At 44.5% G+C, this 16728-nt stretch carries 17 protein-coding genes; 13 read left to right on the top strand and 4 right to left on the bottom strand.

Annotation, left to right across the window (positions count from 1 at the left end; genetic code table 11):
* The first annotated feature begins 32 nt into the window (after positions 1 to 32).
* Positions 33 to 710 carry a tetratricopeptide repeat protein gene (locus tag CPG39_RS02835; RefSeq protein WP_096291942.1) on the top strand — a complete coding sequence of 226 codons (678 nt, stop codon included), beginning with the start codon at positions 33 to 35 and terminating at the stop codon, positions 708 to 710.
* Between the two features lie 80 nt (positions 711 to 790).
* Here the strand turns inward: CPG39_RS02835 and CPG39_RS02830 are convergent, their stop codons facing one another.
* Positions 791 to 1840: a class I fructose-bisphosphate aldolase gene (locus tag CPG39_RS02830; RefSeq protein WP_096294234.1), complete on the bottom strand. Its 1050-nt coding sequence runs from the start codon at positions 1838 to 1840 to the stop codon at positions 791 to 793.
* A gap of 765 nt (positions 1841 to 2605) precedes the next feature.
* On the opposite strand from CPG39_RS02830, the gene CPG39_RS02825 reads away from it, so the two are divergent.
* The 9 genes from CPG39_RS02825 (at position 2606) to yut (ending at position 10477) form a co-directional block, all read left to right on the top strand.
* Positions 2606 to 3910 carry a hypothetical protein gene (locus CPG39_RS02825; protein ID WP_096294233.1) on the top strand — a complete coding sequence of 435 codons (1305 nt, stop codon included), beginning with the start codon at positions 2606 to 2608 and terminating at the stop codon, positions 3908 to 3910.
* 46 nt (positions 3911 to 3956) lie between these two features.
* Positions 3957 to 4904 (top strand): urease accessory protein UreD, encoded by a 948-nt coding sequence (locus CPG39_RS02820; protein ID WP_096291941.1) that lies wholly within the window; start codon positions 3957 to 3959, stop codon positions 4902 to 4904.
* A 91-nt stretch (positions 4905 to 4995) separates the two neighbouring features.
* Positions 4996 to 5298, top strand: a complete 303-nt coding sequence (gene ureA, locus CPG39_RS02815; protein ID WP_013647629.1) for an urease subunit gamma — start codon at positions 4996 to 4998, stop codon at positions 5296 to 5298.
* Positions 5299 to 5335: 37 nt separating this feature from the next.
* Positions 5336 to 5644: an urease subunit beta gene (locus CPG39_RS02810; protein ID WP_041362960.1), complete on the top strand. Its 309-nt coding sequence runs from the start codon at positions 5336 to 5338 to the stop codon at positions 5642 to 5644.
* A 33-nt stretch (positions 5645 to 5677) separates the two neighbouring features.
* Positions 5678 to 7384, top strand: a complete 1707-nt coding sequence (ureC, locus tag CPG39_RS02805; protein WP_096291940.1) for an urease subunit alpha — start codon at positions 5678 to 5680, stop codon at positions 7382 to 7384.
* 127 nt (positions 7385 to 7511) lie between these two features.
* Positions 7512 to 8036, top strand: a complete 525-nt coding sequence (ureE, locus tag CPG39_RS02800; RefSeq protein ID WP_096294232.1) for an urease accessory protein UreE — start codon at positions 7512 to 7514, stop codon at positions 8034 to 8036.
* 12 nt (positions 8037 to 8048) lie between these two features.
* Complete coding sequence (locus tag CPG39_RS02795; protein ID WP_096291939.1) at positions 8049 to 8726, top strand: urease accessory protein UreF; 678 nt, start codon at positions 8049 to 8051, stop codon at positions 8724 to 8726.
* 17 nt (positions 8727 to 8743) lie between these two features.
* Entirely contained in the window at positions 8744 to 9382 is a 639-nt protein-coding gene (gene ureG / locus CPG39_RS02790; RefSeq protein WP_096291938.1) for an urease accessory protein UreG, read from the top strand.
* A 111-nt stretch (positions 9383 to 9493) separates the two neighbouring features.
* Positions 9494 to 10477, top strand: a complete 984-nt coding sequence (gene yut / locus CPG39_RS02785; RefSeq protein WP_096291937.1) for an urea transporter — start codon at positions 9494 to 9496, stop codon at positions 10475 to 10477.
* A 76-nt stretch (positions 10478 to 10553) separates the two neighbouring features.
* Here yut and nikR read toward each other — a convergent pair whose 3' ends face one another.
* Together nikR and CPG39_RS02775 are read right to left on the bottom strand one after the other, a co-directional pair.
* Positions 10554 to 11015, bottom strand: a complete 462-nt coding sequence (gene nikR / locus CPG39_RS02780) for a nickel-responsive transcriptional regulator NikR (protein ID WP_096291936.1) — start codon at positions 11013 to 11015, stop codon at positions 10554 to 10556.
* A gap of 102 nt (positions 11016 to 11117) precedes the next feature.
* Positions 11118 to 13196, bottom strand: a complete 2079-nt coding sequence (locus CPG39_RS02775; RefSeq protein ID WP_096291935.1) for a TonB-dependent receptor — start codon at positions 13194 to 13196, stop codon at positions 11118 to 11120.
* A gap of 128 nt (positions 13197 to 13324) precedes the next feature.
* Here CPG39_RS02775 and CPG39_RS02770 point away from each other — a divergent pair, with 128 nt between their 5' ends.
* Genes CPG39_RS02770 through CPG39_RS02760 form a run of 3 tightly spaced genes read left to right on the top strand, consistent with a single transcriptional unit; the run spans position 13325 to position 15922 of the window.
* Complete coding sequence (locus tag CPG39_RS02770) at positions 13325 to 14293, top strand: metal ABC transporter substrate-binding protein (protein WP_096291934.1); 969 nt, start codon at positions 13325 to 13327, stop codon at positions 14291 to 14293.
* On the top strand, positions 14271 to 15089 hold the full coding sequence (locus tag CPG39_RS02765; RefSeq protein WP_096291933.1) for a metal ABC transporter ATP-binding protein: 819 nt from the start codon (positions 14271 to 14273) through the stop codon (positions 15087 to 15089). The genes CPG39_RS02770 and CPG39_RS02765 overlap by 23 nt, the downstream gene beginning before the upstream one ends.
* Entirely contained in the window at positions 15089 to 15922 is an 834-nt protein-coding gene (locus tag CPG39_RS02760) for a metal ABC transporter permease (protein WP_096291932.1), read from the top strand. Before CPG39_RS02765 ends, CPG39_RS02760 begins: the two co-directional genes overlap by 1 nt.
* 73 nt (positions 15923 to 15995) lie before the next feature.
* Here CPG39_RS02760 and CPG39_RS02755 read toward each other — a convergent pair whose 3' ends face one another.
* The gene (locus CPG39_RS02755) at positions 15996 to 16697 is read right to left on the bottom strand and encodes an SDR family oxidoreductase (protein WP_096291931.1); all 702 of its coding nucleotides are present in this window, start codon (positions 16695 to 16697) and stop codon (positions 15996 to 15998) included.
* Positions 16698 to 16728 lie beyond the last annotated feature (31 nt).

The raw sequence follows: 16728 nt of genomic DNA, 5'->3' as shown, positions 1-16728 counted from the left end.
TTGTTTAACTTGAGAAATAAAGGAAATTATAAATGAAAGTTTTGGCTGTTTTATTACTTGCGGCAGCGGTTTTATTGCTGCATGGTTGCAGTGAAGAGACAAAAAGTGATAAATCAGAAGAGAGCGCAATACCTAATCCCATGGGTGAAATTACCAAGATGGGCGAGATCCCATCATTTATGAGTGAGGGACTGACTGAAGAAGAGAAGGCTGCGTTGAAGGAACAGATTATGCCGTCCGGTGTCGGCGATGAAAATATTGCTGCGGAAAAATTTAAGGCGCTCATGGAGGATGCAAGGGCTGGAGATCCAGTCGCCCAGAATGGCTTAGGTGTAATGTATTATACGGGTGATGCCGTTTCCAAGACAGCTTCCGGTCAAGTGTTAAATACCGATCCGGAACTTGCGGCTGGATGGTTTTACCGTGCGGCGGAGCAGGGTTATGCCGATGCGCAATTCAATTTAGGGCTTATGTATGCCAATGGTGAGGGGGTGCCTCAAGATATGGAACAAGCTGTCGAGTTATTTAAAAAGGCTGCGGAACAAGGACATGTAGATGCACAAAATAATTTAGGTGCCATGTATTTTACCGGAGAAGGCGTGGCAAGGGATGAGAAGAAAGCTATCGAATGGTTTGAGAAAGCAGCTGCGCAAGGAAATGAAGAGGCGCGAAGCAACCTGGATGCGATACAGCAATCACATTCCAAGTGATTGCATTGTTGATAAGACAGTCCCGATTTGATCGGGTGACTGTCTTATCAGGTTTAACCTGCTACATTCCAACCACCCTCTCAAGCTATGGTTACCTCGTGCGACAAATACACATCTTGAATCGAGTGTAGCAATTTGACACCTTCGGCGAAAGGTTTTTGGAAGGCCTTACGCCCGGAAATCAGCCCCATCCCTCCGGCACGTTTGTTAATTACGGCCGTTCTAATGGCCTGGTGCAAATCATCACTGCCCGACTCCCCACCCGAATTGATCATGCCGATACGTCCCATGTAACAATTTGCGACTTGATAGCGCACGAGGTCAATCGGATGATCCGTGGTGAGTTCGCTATAAACTTTAGGGTGAGTTTTGCCAAATTTTATTGCGTTATAGCCCCCATTATTGGTAGCCATTTTTTGTTTAACGATATCCGCACCGATGGTGACTGCCAGATGATTAGCCTGCCCCGTTAGATCGGCGCTGACATGATAATCGTTATCTGCAGCTTTAAACGCACTATTTCGAGTGTAAGCCCATAGTATGGTTACCATACCTAGATTGTGCGCATGTTCAAACGCTGCTGAAACTTCTTGAATTTGACGACGTGATTCCTCCGAACCAAAAAATACAGTTGCGCCCACTGCACAGGCTCCCATGTCGAAGGCTTGATCAACACTCGCAAATATTGTTTGATCAAATTTATTAGGATAAGTCAGCAATTCATTATGATTAATTTTAAGAATCATAGGGATTTTATGTGCATACTGACGTGACACGATAGCCAATACTCCCAGAGTGGAGGCGACGCCATTGCAGCCACCTTCAATAGCAAGTTCAACGATACATCTCGGATCAAAAAACATTGGGTTAGGTGCAAACGATGCGCCTGCCGAGTGTTCCACCCCTTGATCTACAGGCAACAAGGACAAATAACCTGTGTCGGATAATCGCCCCTGATGATAAAGTGCCTGCAAATTGCGTAAAACACTTGGCTTGCGATTGCTCAATGCCATTACACGATCGACAAAATCAATACCTGGCAGTTGTAAGTTATGTTTAGGAATCGTATTGCAAACATGCTTGAGAAGTAGTTCGCTTTCGTTACCCAGAATCGCAGTAATATCAGTCATTTTCATTTATATAGATGCCTCCCGATTTGACAAGAGATAGTGTGTGTTTTCGCAATGAAGAAATCGGCCGCAATTTTGCACAGAGCTTTATGACAAGCTAGCCTCTGCCAAAAATATTTCTATCCCTGTATTAGCCTGAAGCAGTGGTATACAGGTAGAAGTTCAGGCTAACATTTTTGTGGTTAGACCTTTTTTGCCATCACATGATTTATCTGCTTGGGTAACCTATCAGCATTCCATTCCTTTTCAATGATTGTTCTGTGTTATTTGAGCACTTTAACTCACATAACCCCTATGGTACTTTCGAACGTGTATCCAAATTGGTCGCGCCGCTCGTACTATCTGGTTGATCATCCTAATAGTAGCTTTAGGATTATAGATTGTATTCGCTGGTTTAGAGTCTTGTATTTGTAACTTGCGCATTGATCCCGAAATACCTGGCTATATTGAGTATACAATTATTCCTTTTATATGAAACTTCGGACTTTACGAAAATCAGCATACCTCGGTTAACAAGAAAGCGTTGAACTGACAGCATCGAATTATTAAAGATTTGTTAATAATCAATCATACTAAACATATGAAAAGTATTACCAAATGTAATTAATAGAAATTCTGCGATAAAATTACTTTGCTTATCTTTGTAATAACAATCATCGACCATTCAATCGGGGCAGTCTAATATAGGGAACGAGCAATCTCATGCATAAAGACAATAGCAACTTTCAAATGAAAATTAAGAATACAAATTTGGAGTTATTTATCATGTTCGACCCGCGCAGTTTCCATATAAGTAATAAAAAATTGAGGAAACAGGTATGGATATGGTTTTTCCTAACGACTCTATTAATAAGTGTTTTTCTTTTATCTGCATCGAAAGCCCACTCGATGGCCGGAGCAACGGCACCGATTAAAAAGATGCTCAGGGTGGAAACGAATGAAAACAGATGGATTAGCTTAGGTGCGGGGTATCGCGGTACAGGGTTGTGGACGGAAAATCCAAATTCTGGAAATTTAAACGATGGTGCCTACAGCAATGACAATGCGCGTCTTTATCTCAATGGGCAGTTTAATCAGCATTTCAAATTCGAAGTGAATACCGAGTGCTTCTTTTGTAACAATACCGCTTCTGGTGAAAATCCAAAGATGTCCTACAACATTCTGGATGCGATTGTTAAATTTGAGTACAACCGCTACTTTAATATATGGGGGGGGCGTATGTTGGCACCCACGGAACGGGGGGAATTAAGCGGTCCTTTTTTCCAGGCTACCCATGATGCATTCAAAACCCCTTTCTTTTCTCAAGATTTCAGCACTAAGTTTGGTGAGGGTGGTGCCGGTCGTTACGGCCGTGACGACGGTGTAACTTTTTGGGGTAATGCAGAGCCTGGTATTATTCCAGGCACGCTGGGTTATGCAGTGGGAGTTTTTCGTGGCTTGGAATCCTCGAAAACTGCAGGTCCTAATCCGGGCGGCACTATACTGACAGCTGCGCGTGTTACCTATAATTTTCTGAATCCGGAAAAAAACCCCGGTTATTACACTTCCAGCACGTATTATGGCAAAGCGGGAGATATTTTAGCACTCGCGTTTGGTATGTCTTATCAAAAGAATGGTGCCGGCTCGTTTACAAATCGTAGTGATTTTCTTGGTTTTACAGGTGATTTGCTATTTGAAAAAGTATTGCCCAGGAACATGGGAGTTACTACTCTAAACGCCGAATATAAACAATTTTATGCTAACTATTCTACCGCCGCATTTTCTGATCGCGATTGCTTCTGCATGTTTGATGGTAAGTCGTGGACAGTAACCGGTCTTTATATGTTTCCAACTAAAATTGGCATAGGGCATTTTCAGCCTTATGGCAGATTTACCAGCGTCCAACCCAATGTAAGCAGTAATCGAGAAGAAATTGAAACGGGTCTAAACTATATTATCGATGGATTTAATGCACGTATTTCAGCCTACTATCAGCATGGAGATCTGCTGATGAAGGGATTAAATTATGCTCCCGGAATTTCAGGTCCAACGCTTGATGTTTTTAAAATTTCTTTCCAGTTACAAATTTAGGATTTTCTGTAATCTTTTCTCCGTTAATAAATACTGGAAAAAAACCATGTTGTTATCCACTTACTCCGAAGAATCAGAGATCACGCAGCGGCATTTTACTGTTCCGAGTGATTTCAAGCAGCCAACTGATGCCGTTATGCCCACTTCAAACGTAGCTTCAGAGCATAAGCCCCTCCAAGCAAGATTATCACTCAAATTCTCTGAAGTGGATGGGGTAACGCGCCTCGTAGAACGAGAACACTTCGGTCCTTTATTAGTACAGAAACCTTTTTACCCTGAAGGACAAAAGATTTGCCATGTGGTGATTATTCATCCGCCAGGTGGAATTGTAGGTGGTGATCAGCTGGAAATTTCAGCTCAAGTCGATGCATCGGCCAATGCACAGATAACTACCCCCGGTGCTGCCAAATGGTATAAAGCCAACGGCCATACTTCACATCAGAAAATCAAAGTCTATGTAAGAAAAGGTGGCTCTCTTGAATGGGTACCACAGGAAACCATTTTTTACAACAATGCAAACGTAGAAATTGATCATCAGGTGATCCTGGAAGATGACGCAGTTTATGTAGGTTGTGAAATATTGTGTTTTGGAAGAACCGCCTACGGTGAAACATTCAGTAACGGACAAATCAAGCAACGTACCAGTATCAAGAGAAATAACAAGTTGATCTGGCTGGAGCAAATACGCCTTCTTGGCGAGAGCTCTGCGATGAATGGCGCTTTGGCATTGTCTGGAAAAACAGTCTGCGCGACACTGATTTTGACTGGAAAAACAATACCTCAGCCATTGATTGATCTGGTTCGAGAAGAAACAAATAAAATTACAAAGGGAACCGGCCAGGTCGGCCTATCGCAACTTAAATCAGCTGTGGTGGTGCGTTATTTGGGTGATTCAAGCGAAGTGGCAAGGCAGGTAATGTTGTGTGTCTGGGGTTTGCTGCGACCCGAATTAATCGGAAGTGCTGCTATTGTGCCGCGGATGTGGAATACGTGAATCCCTAGTAATAATTAATTGTAGTGTTTTTACATTAACGATGCTGCAGCAGCTTTAAATTGTAAATGTTATTTTACCCAGGAGAAAAACTATGGACTTAACACCGAGAGAGAAGGACAAGCTAATGATATTTACTGCCGGACTACTCGCAGAAAGACGTAAAGCGCGTGGTTTACGACTGAATTATCCTGAAGCAGTTGCTCTGATTACATGTGCTGTACTGGAAGGGGCCAGAGATGGTCGGACGGTGGCAGAGCTTATGGCTGCCGGGCAAAGAATATTAACTCGCTCTGATGTCATGGAAGGTGTTCCCGAAATGATTCCGGACATTCAGGTTGAAGCAACGTTCCCAGATGGTACAAAACTGGTGACTGTTCATAATCCGATTGTTTAGCTAATTTAAAGTATAGGAGATCGCCATGAGAGTACCGATGATTCCAGGTGAAGTATTTACTGAGGCGGGAGAAATAGAATTAAACGTGGGTAGAAACACTAAAACTCTAACCGTCTCAAATGGAGGGGATCGCCCAATACAGATAGGCTCCCATTTTCATTTTTATGAGGTTAATTCTGCCATGAAATTTGATAGAGAAGCTGCCTATGGCATGCGCCTGAATATTATGGCCGGGACAGCTATTCGTTTCGAACCAGGGCAAGAAAGAACGATTGAGCTTGTTGAGCTTGCGGGAGATCGGATCGTTTATGGATTTAACCAAAAAGTGATGGGCAAACTCAAATAGTTTGTATCGCAATAATTTTACAGGAGTAAGAAAATGAGCGTAAAAATTTCCCGTCGAAACTATGCCGAGATGATGGGTCCAACGACCGGGGATCGTGTTCGTCTGGCAGATACAGAACTATTTATAGAAATTGAAAAAGATTTCACTACATATGGTGAAGAGGTGAAATTCGGTGGTGGCAAAGTGATCCGGGATGGTATGGGACAATCACAGCGAAATCATGCGGATGTTATGGATACCGTCATTACCAATGCGATCATTATCGATCACTGGGGGATTGTAAAAGCGGATATAGGGATCAAGAATGGCAAAGTAGCTAATATCGGAAAAGCCGGTAACCCGGATATTCAGCCGAATGTTACGATGGCAATTGGCTCAGCGACTGAGATTATTGCTGGTGAAAATTCGATTGTTACCGCAGGCGGTGTTGATACCCATATTCACTTCATTTCTCCGCAACAAGCCGAAGATGCCATGATGAACGGCATCACTACCATGCTGGGTGGCGGTACCGGACCTGCAGTAGGAACAGCGGCAACCACCTGTACGCCCGGCCCCTGGCATATTCATTCGATGCTAAGGGCATCGGACGGGCTAGTAATGAATACAGGCTTTTTCGGTAAAGGTAATACCAGCTTGCCCACACCGCTTGAGGAGCAAGTACTTGCCGGCGCTTGTGGTCTGAAGCTTCATGAAGATTGGGGTACCACATACGCCGCGATCGACAATTGCTTGGATATTGCGGATAAATATGATGTACAAGTCGCAATCCATACCGATACCATTAATGAAGGCGGATATTTGGAGAATACCATTGCTGCCATGAAAGATCGGACTATTCATACTTTCCACACCGAAGGTGCGGGTGGAGGTCATGCTCCGGATATTATCGCGGTTGTTGGTCAGGAAAATGTTTTACCATCGTCTACGAATCCGACTCGTCCTTATACGGTCAATACTCTTGATGAACATTTGGATATGTTGATGGTGTGCCATCATTTACACGCCAACATTCCGGAGGATGTTGCCTTTGCAGAGTCACGTATCCGTAAAGAAACAATTGCCGCTGAGGATATTTTGCATGACATGGGGGCAATTTCTATGATGTCCTCAGATTCACAGGCGATGGGGCGTATTGGTGAAGTTGTATTGCGCACATGGCAAACCGCGCATAAAATGAAAATACAACGCGGAACATTGCAAGAAGATAATTCGAGGAATGATAATTTTCGTGTCAAGCGCTATGTTGCCAAATACACAATTAATCCAGCCATCACACACGGTATTGCGCACGCAATTGGTTCGATAGAAGTCGGTAAATATGCGGATCTTGTATTATGGAGGCCAGCTTTTTTCGGCGTAAAACCATCCATGATATTGAAAGGTGGAATGATTGCAGCGTCGCTGATGGGTGATCCTAATGCATCGATTCCAACACCTCAGCCAGTACATTATCGCTACATGTTTGGAGGATATGGGGGCGGGATCAAAACATCGTGTTTCACATTTGCTTCGCAAGCCGCACTTAATGCCAATTTAATTGATCAACTGAAGTTGGATAAAGATATTATTGCGGTAAAGAATACCCGAAATTTGCGCAAGAAAGACATGATTCACAATAGCGCGACACCTAAGATGGAAGTTGATCCGGAAACCTATGAAGTCCGTGCAGATGGGCAATTGCTGACATGCGGTGCTGAAGATGTATTACCAATGGCACAACGTTACTTTCTGTTTTAGGCGTAATTCTTCTTTACTTCTTTAACGAGTAAACAGGAACAAAGGATTTTTCCATTCCGATGAGCAGCTATCACGACGTTTATTTCGTTGATGGCTGCCATATAATCAATGACTTATGTTAATAAAAATGCTTACGCTGAATACGAAAATAGATCATGCAGACTCAGTATATGCGCAACTCGTTTTGCCTTATGAAATGCGCGAAAACAGTCGGTTAAGAACGACGCTTGCCTCAGGCGAGGAAGTGGCGATTTTTACTGTGCGGGGCACAATATTACGTAATAATGATTTTCTCAGAAGCGATGACGGGCGGGTAGTGCAGATTATTGCCGCTAAAGAACCCACTTATCGAGTTACTTGCCAGACGCCTCATGATTTATTGCGCTGTGCTTTTCATTTGGGTAATCGACATACGCAAACACAAGTTGGGGAAGCTTTCCTGCGTATTCATCAAGATGCTGTCTTGAAACAAATGCTGGAGGGGTTGGGTGCTTCTGTCATCGAAGAGGATGAGCAATTTGAACCGGAATCAGGTGCTTATGGTGGAGGAGGACACCATCACCATGACGATGGTCATTATCATGCGCATGGTCCGCTTGCGCCAATACCAGTACGTCAAAAGATTCACAGACCTTCCGACTCGCAATCTTAGGAGTCATTCACTGTGCAATCCGCTTCATTGCTTCGTTTACTGCAACTCGCAAGTCCCTCGCTGCCAATTGGCGCCTATACGTATTCGCAAGGCTTGGAGTCCGCTATTGAAAAGGGTGACGTGCATAATGAGAATTCTGCGCGTGCGTGGATTTCTGAGGCCTTGAATATCATCGCGGATTTCGAAGCACCCATCCTATGGCGCTTGCTTAAAGCATTTGCCGAGCGCGATGTGGCAGCCGTTAGTTACTGGACTGAATGTTTTATTGCAGCACGAGATACTGCAGAGTTTCGCGCGGAAACTATACAGATGGGGTATTCTCTGGGGAAATTGGTCACGGACCTACAGGTTGCGGACGATTCCTTGAATGCAATTTTAGCCAATCAATCCGAAATGCCTTTACCCACCGCGTTTGCATGTGCGGCTGAAGCACTGGGCGTACCCCATGAAGCGGCACTGCTTGGAATGTTGTTTTCTTTGGTTGAAAACCAGGTATTAGTTTGCGTGAAATCAGTGCCGCTTGGACAGGTTTCCGGACAGAGTCTTTTATTGTCGTTACATTCAGTCATAGAAGAAGCATCGGTACGTGCGCAGCAACTCAATGATGATGAACTGTCGAATTGGGCACCGGGATTGTCATTGTTGTCGATGCAACATGAAACGCAATATAGCAGGATATATCGGTCATAATTTCTGAGGTATTACACGTGAATAAACAATCAAATCCACTTCGGGTGGGTATCGGGGGTCCGGTAGGATCAGGAAAAACAGCCTTATGTGAGGCTTTGAGTAAGAAAATGCGTGATCGTTACGAAATGGCTGTCATTACGAACGATATCTATACCAAGGAAGATATGGAAATTTTATTACGCGCCAATGCCCTGCCTCCGGAGCGTCTGATGGGTGTGGAAACAGGAGGATGTCCGCATACCGCCATCCGGGAAGATGCATCCATTAATCTTGAGGCCATTGCGCGCATGACGGCCGACTTTCCCAATCTTGATCTTATCCTGGTTGAATCCGGTGGCGACAATCTAGCCTCCACCTTCAGTCCGGAACTTTCTGATCTAACCATTTATGTGATCGATGTTGCAGCGGGTGAGAAAATACCACGCAAGGGGGGACCTGGCATTACCCGCTCAGCGTTGCTGGTCATTAATAAAATCGATTTGGCACCCTACGTTGGAGCAAATTTGGATGTGATGGCGCGAGATGCAAAAAAAATGCGAGGTGATCGGCCATTTGTGTTTACTAATCTGCACACTGGCGAAGGTGTTGATCAAATAATTGATTTTATTGTTAAACAAGGACTGCTGGACGAAGTGAAACAACAGGCAGGTCGATAAATTTCCTGGCATAAGCTTAATTGTTAACCCTAGTCCGAATGATTAAGTGGATTATTGTTTTATTTAGTTACCGTAGTTTCTTTTTTATATAAACTTTAGGAGCTAATAATCATGGAATGGTCTTTATCAATTGACAAAGCAATACCTAAGCCTTTGCGTATTATCTTTAGAGGTGTAGGGCAAGTGTTTTTCTGCTGTAATGCGGTTACCGGTCTTATTTTTCTAATCGCCTTATATGTTGGGGGGGTTACTGCCGGACTTGCTGCGACAGTGGGGGTAATCAGCAGTACAGTTGCTGCGTATTTGTTAGGGTTCCCGGATGATGATATCGAAGCAGGGTTATACGGTTTTAACGGAACTTTGGTAGGTCCTTGTCTATTTTTATTTCTGGAAAACACACCACAACTCTGGCTTTTTGTGGTGCTTGCATCAATTTTATCAACCATTGTGCTCGCTGCTTTGATGCGGATTTTGCAGCCTTATAACATTCCCGCATCGACATCTCCCTTTGTTCTGACATGCTGGATGTTTATGGTAGCCGTCTATTCTTTTGACGGATTTGCGCGTGGTCCTGTGTTGCCGGAACCCGGCATTCCCACCGACATTGCGGCAGCCTCAGTGGTAGCAGCGGAGTTTGCTGCCTTTACGCAAGATGCGGCAGAAGCCTGGTACACCGCCATTACAAAAGGCGTCGCCGAAGTGATGTTTGCCGATAGCGTTATTGTAGGCATCCTGTTTCTTATCGGTATTGCAATTACGTCATTGCGCGGAGCATCCATGGCGCTAACCGGTGCAATTGTTGGTGTCGCCTTACCGATCTGCTTGGGTGCGGATAAGACGCTGATTGAAATGGGGCTTTATGCATTCAATCCGGTGCTGACAATGATGGCTATTGGCTGGGTTTTCCTCAAGCCTACTACCGGCACTGCGATTCTAGCTCTACTGGCAGGAGTTCTAACTGTTATTTGCCAGGCCGGTTTGGCTAATTTCCTTGCACCGATTGGCCTGCCGACCCTGACATTCCCTTTTGTTTTAGTCATGTGGATGTTTCTATTTGCCGCCAGCAAATCCAAATATTGGGGAAATTCACACTGAATATGACAAAATTCTGCGGTTAAACCTCGTTACTAAAATACGAGGTTCTTTATTTTCAAAAGGTTATATTAGAAAATTAGGTCAATGGGCTGCTATGCGTATGCGCAGCAGTCGAATGGGAGTGATGTTCCTGGGCAAATTCAATCGGTACGATGTGCAATTTGCCATGCCGCACACCGTTGGTAGCAATTATCTGATTGGCAAAAGCCCGGACATCCTGAATCGTACCGCGAAGGATAACAACTTCGAGGCAATTATCGTGATCCATATGAACATGCATACTCGACAATGTCAAATCGTGATGGCTGTGATGTGCTGAAGTTACCTGACTGGCCAGATCCCTTTCATGATGATTGTAGATATAACTCAGCGTGGCAATACAATAGCCTTGGTTGTTTTTTTGCAGGCGCGCGGTTTCCAGATATTCTCTGACAAGATCACGAATCGCTTCTGAACGATTGTCATAACCACGTGCCTGCGCAAGTTTATCGAATTGTTTAAAAAGCTGATCATCCATTGAAATAGTAAAGCGCTCCATAAAACACCCCCCTAGGAATTATGATTAGAATTCAGTTGGTTGGAAAAACGTAAAATCGTACATCAGCAGATAATTTAAGGAATCGTTAATTTATATTGTCAATTAAAAATTGGCTACCAGATTGACCCGCAGTGAACGAGTCTCGATCGGGTGAAAATGCACGTCGTTGACCCCAGCCGCAGGTTCTCCAGGAAGCCTGGAAGCATAGTAGTAATCAATCGCATGCGCATACGTGTTAAGTAAATTGAATCCTTGCAGGATCACGCGCACATTGCTGCCGATTTTATACCCGAGCTGACCATTAAGCGTCACGGTATGATTGGATTGTACGCTGTTATCTTCGATCAATGAGCGCTTGCCAAAATAGCGCATCTGCATGCTACCAAAGAACCGGCCAATGTTGTCGACGGAAACCGCCATCTTGCCTACGCCTCTAATTGCGCCAGGGATGTAATTGCCGCTGAGATCGTCATCACTAAAACGCGCACGTGCCAATGCATAATCAATATCGATTGTCAACCAATCTTTGGGCATATAAAACAGTGAAACCTCAAATCCTTCCCGCTTACTTGGACGGCTGGCCTCAGTTGTTCCGGCATCGCCTACAAATAATAATTCTGAGTCAAGATTCAGCTGGAATGCGGCAAAGGAAGCCTGAAGCCCTGGAATTATCGCGGTGCGAACCCCGACTTCATAGCCGGTCGAGCGTACCAGCGGATTGACCCTGTTAGTCGGATCCCCAGATTTTGGATCAACGATAGAAGTTGTTCCGCGCGCGTCATTACTATGAAATCCACTGCCATAATTAAAATACAATTCCGTTTGTACCCAAGGTCCAAAAATCAGACTCAATTTAGGATTTGTCATACTATCGTAACGGTTGCCCGAGTTTACATTGAGATTGCTGTTGACATCAAACCAATAATAATCCGAACGGACGCCGGCCACGCTACGAAATTTTTCCAGCCATTGAATACTATTCTGATAAAAAATACCCACGCTGTTTTGATAGATATGGTCCTTGCGGGTAGTTGACAAGGTTTGACGTTCTTTTGTGCTCAGCAGTCCATTATCGATTACGTCGTTTTGAAACTGAACACCTACCGTATTTTCGATCTCAATCCCTCTAATTCTGCTGACCCAAAGATGATCTACATTCATTGCAGACTGAAAGCGTTTGTCAATCTGAGAAAATTGATCTCCATTTACGGGATCATCCAGAAAATAGGTGAAATTTGAAAATAATGCCAAATTACTATGAAGCGTATACAAGTTGAATTGAGTGATGCCATAACGACTTGTGTGTTGAAGGGCGCTCGAGAGACTAAAACGATGCGATTCCCCGCCACTACTGGGATCTATGGCACCCAATCGTGGAACGAAGCCACTGGCTACCCCTCTTGCCGGAATCTGATCGGTAGAGTTCCAGTTTCCACCGTAGCCCATCGCGGTAACATTGAATTTGGTTGATCCGGTATCTTGGCTATAACGCAATACTGCATTAAATTTCTTGAAATCTTCATGCTTAACCCATGGGCCATCTTTAGTGAGCAGTTCGACCGCATACAAAACATTGCCACGTCCGACTTCATGCGATTTAGTTACCAGCCCCCGCATAAATCCTTGTTGTCCTAAACCATAGCTCGCAATGCCTTTGGGTAGTTTATCGACATAGCCCATACTGACAGCTCCGGCAGAGGAAAAATCTCCCTGATGAGCGTAATACGGCCCTTTCATGTATTGCAGGTTGCCTATCAATTCCGGAATGATAAAGTTGGTATCTGCCCAACCTTGGCCGTGACCATGCGAACGTTGATTGACTAACATGCCATCGACGGTAATTCGTAAGTCTGTGCCGTGATCGAGATTAAAACCGCGCAAGAAATATTGATTGGCTTTGCCCTCGCCACTATGTTGCGTAACAATTAAACCCGGTACTGTTTCAAGTAACTCTCCCGGACGATAAACCGTGCGCAGATCAAGCTGATGCTTAAGGACAGTGCCTTCATTGGCGGAATTGGCAGAGCCGATCAATTCCCGCGCGTTGGCACGTACGACCATTTCGTTAAGAGTTGGAATACCTGCAGCGTCGGCCCACAAGGGTGCCCAACTCATTGATAAAATACTACTCGCTTGGATAAACCGCAGTGATACGGACGACAGGGCAGTTATTTTTTGCATGTTATTCCCCGTAAAATCTCATGTTTTATTATTTGAATGCCTTATGGCGACTCATAATAATTCAAAATGTATGATAAATTGTTTTTTTTTCATACAACAGAAGAATATTAATTAAGGGAAGCGTGGTTATGAAATTTATAACGTTCAGAATTACATGGATTTTTTTATGTTTGCTGCTACCTTACTTGCAAAGTTCGGTATTTGCAGCCAGTACTCATGAAGTACCGGAAATTGTTACTACCGTCTCACCGATCACGAACATCGTGCAAAATATCGGTGGAAAACACATCAAAGTAACCGGAATCGTTCCTGATGGTATCGATTCCCATACGTTTGAGCCCATTCCTTCGGACATAAAAATATTACGGGCGGCCGACATGATTATCATGAATGGCCTTGATCTGGAATTGCCCACATTAAAATTGGCGAGAAAGGTAAAAAGGTCTGAAACTTCGATTCTGCAGCTGGGAAACCTTACGCTAAAAGAAGCGGACTGGCAGTATGATTTTAGTTTTCCCCGCGAACACGGACACCCGAATCCCCATTTATGGCTAAATATTGAATTGGTAATGCGTTATGCAGAAATAATAAAAGACAACCTGATTTTGCTCGATCCTGACAATAAAGTGAATTATCAGGAAAATACCGCAACTTATTTGACCAAATTAAAGAAACTGGATCAGGCCATTTTCAATTGTATTGAGACAATTCCTGAAAAAAACCGTAAGCTGGTAACCTATCATGACTCTTTTGCCTATTTTGCGCCACGTTATGGCATGACAGTTATCGCAGCAATTCAACCTTCCGATTTCTCCGAACCCGGTCCCCAAGAAGTTATCAGTATCATTAAACAAATCCGGGAAACAGGGGTACCAGCCATATTTGGTTCAGAAGTTTTTCCCAGCAAGGTGATGAAACAAATTGCCCGGGAAGCAAAAGCCAAATTTATCGATCAACTTTCGGATGATGAGCTTCCGGCAGCACCTAATAATTCTTTTATCGGTATGATGACGGCTAACATGGTCACAATGACCGAAGCCTTAGGCGGTAATTCAACCTGTATGGGCAACATTGATGCCAGCAACATTGCATTCTGATTCACCCTTGGTTCCTGCAGTAAAATTGACCGGCGTTTCGGCTCGTTATGAACAAAATGTAGTATTTGACGACCTTTGTCTGGAAATTGCCGCAGGTCAATTTGCCGGAATTGTCGGTCCCACGGCTTGTGGGAAGTCGACGTTGCTGAAGATTATTTTGGGGATTCATGCGGTGAGCGCAGGTCAGGTGGAACTCTATAGCTATCCCGTGAATACAGTGAGACCAGGCACAATAGGTTATGTGCCGCAACTAGGCAGTGTTGACTGGAATTTTCCGGTAACGGTTGAAGAAGTCATTTCCATGGGACTTTATACCAATGGGCGTATTTGGCCTTGGCTCAGTAAGCAGGAACGAGCTTGCATTTGGGACCTTGCGCATCGATTAGGTGTTGATAATTGCCTGCAAAACCATATTAGCGATATATCGGGGGGGCAACGACAGCGTACGTTTCTGGCGCGTGCATTGATCAACAATCCTAAGCTTCTGATCCTGGATGAACCGACTTCCGGGGTTGATATCAAGACTCAGCACGAGGTATTGCATTTGTTGGGTGATATCAATAAGGGAGGTATTACTATATTGTTAACTACACACGATTTAAATGCAGTGGCATCTCACTTGCCTTGGGTGATTTGTTTCAATCGGGGATTGGTTGCCCAAGGTCGGCCGAATACGATATTTACCAACGAAATCCTGACTAAAACCTATGGGGGGGATATCGTCATTGTGAGATCCGAAGGACATCTCCTGATTGCAAACAGTACGCCGCTCAATTTCATGGATGAGCATCCCTGATGGAATTCCTGTTGGAACCGATCGAGTATGAATTCTTTCGCCATGCCTTGCTTGCAGCGTTGATGGTGGGAGCATCCGGTGGCTTGATCGGGGTTTATGTCGTGCTGCGCGGCATGAGTTACGTCGGTCACGGATTGTCTCATGCGGCAATTGGCGGCGCAGTAATCGGTATCACCCTGAATCTGAATTTTTATGTGGGCGCGTGCGCGATGGGGTTACTTGCCGCATTCATCATCAACAAAATTACTGAAAATAATAAAATCAAACTGGATGCTGCGATCGGGATAGTAACCACAGCGATGTTCGCCCTGGGTGTGGCGATTGTCAGCAAGATGCGGAATTTTAAACAAAACTTCGAAGCAGCTTTATTTGGCAATATTCTTGGCATCACTGAACAGGATTTGATGATCATCGGGATGGTCGCTTTCTTCACGCTGATTACCATGTTCATTACGTATCGCGCATTACTGTTTTCCACTTTCGATAATGAAGCGGCGCGTGTGTTCGGTATCAAAACCGTTTCCGTGCAATGGCTATTTTCGTTGTTGCTTACATTCTCGGTTATCGCGTCGCTGAATGTCATCGGCGTTACCATGGTCGCCGTTACGCTCATTGCTCCGGCCATGACCGCGAGAATGCTGACGGATCGTTTTAGCAGCATGATTATTTATTCGACCATCATCGGCGCGGTGACCGGCGTGATGGGTATGTATTTGAGTTATATTTTCAACGTCGCTTCCGGTACTACCATTGTGCTGTTCAGCGTGTTGGTGTTTGGCTTGTCGATGCTGGTGAAGCCTTTGCGTAACGTTTATCGGTCAAGGCACTATTGAATGGCACGGATAGCTGGTTTTAGTTGGAGGCAAGATTCGAAGTAGTTAAATTGTTATCGGGTTGGATCTGTATTCACCAAGGCACAATCTGCCCATCAAAAGCATAAAACTTTCCGGAATCTTCGAATTTTAGGTTATCGATAACGCGGCGCATGCCGATGACGCTTTGCTCGGTCGAGATTAATCCGTTCGGGCCACCCATGTCGGTTCTTACCCAACCGGGATGCAGCAAGACAACAGTGATTTGCTTGGGATTTAAATCTATGGATAAGCTTTTCATGATGATATTGACACCCGCCTTGCTGGAACGGTAGATGTAACTGCCGCCGCCGCGATTATCTGCAATACTGCCCATTTTGCTGGTAATGGTAACAATGGTTTTCAGATTGCTGCGGGCAATCGGTTGAAGAAATGCCTCGGTCATTTTCAACGGTGCCATGGTGTTCACTGCAAAGGTATGTGCCCACGCTTCGTAATCCGTCATTCCGAAAGCATCGCCTGATTCCGATGGGTAAACTCCGGCATTATTGATCAATAAATCAATGGCATTCCCGGATAGCGTGTGTGCCAACTGTTCAATGTGCGAATGATTAGCGACATCCAATGGATAAATGCTGATTTGCTCTGAATGTTGCGCAGCCAAACGGTTCAATGCATCGGCTGACACCGGGTTGCGGCAGCAAGCAATGACATGCCAATCGTTCACGGCGTATTGGTGCACAAATTCCAGTCCGATACCGCGGTTGCAACCTGTAATGAGTACTGTTTTCTTCATCGTTTTTTACCTGAGTAGGAAGTCTTATGAC

This window comes from Nitrosomonas ureae (assembly GCF_900206265.1).
GTDB classification, from domain to species: Bacteria; Pseudomonadota; Gammaproteobacteria; order Burkholderiales; family Nitrosomonadaceae; genus Nitrosomonas; species Nitrosomonas ureae_C.
Note: the sequence above shows the minus strand (reverse complement) of the source record. Positions and strands in the feature narration are given on the sequence as shown.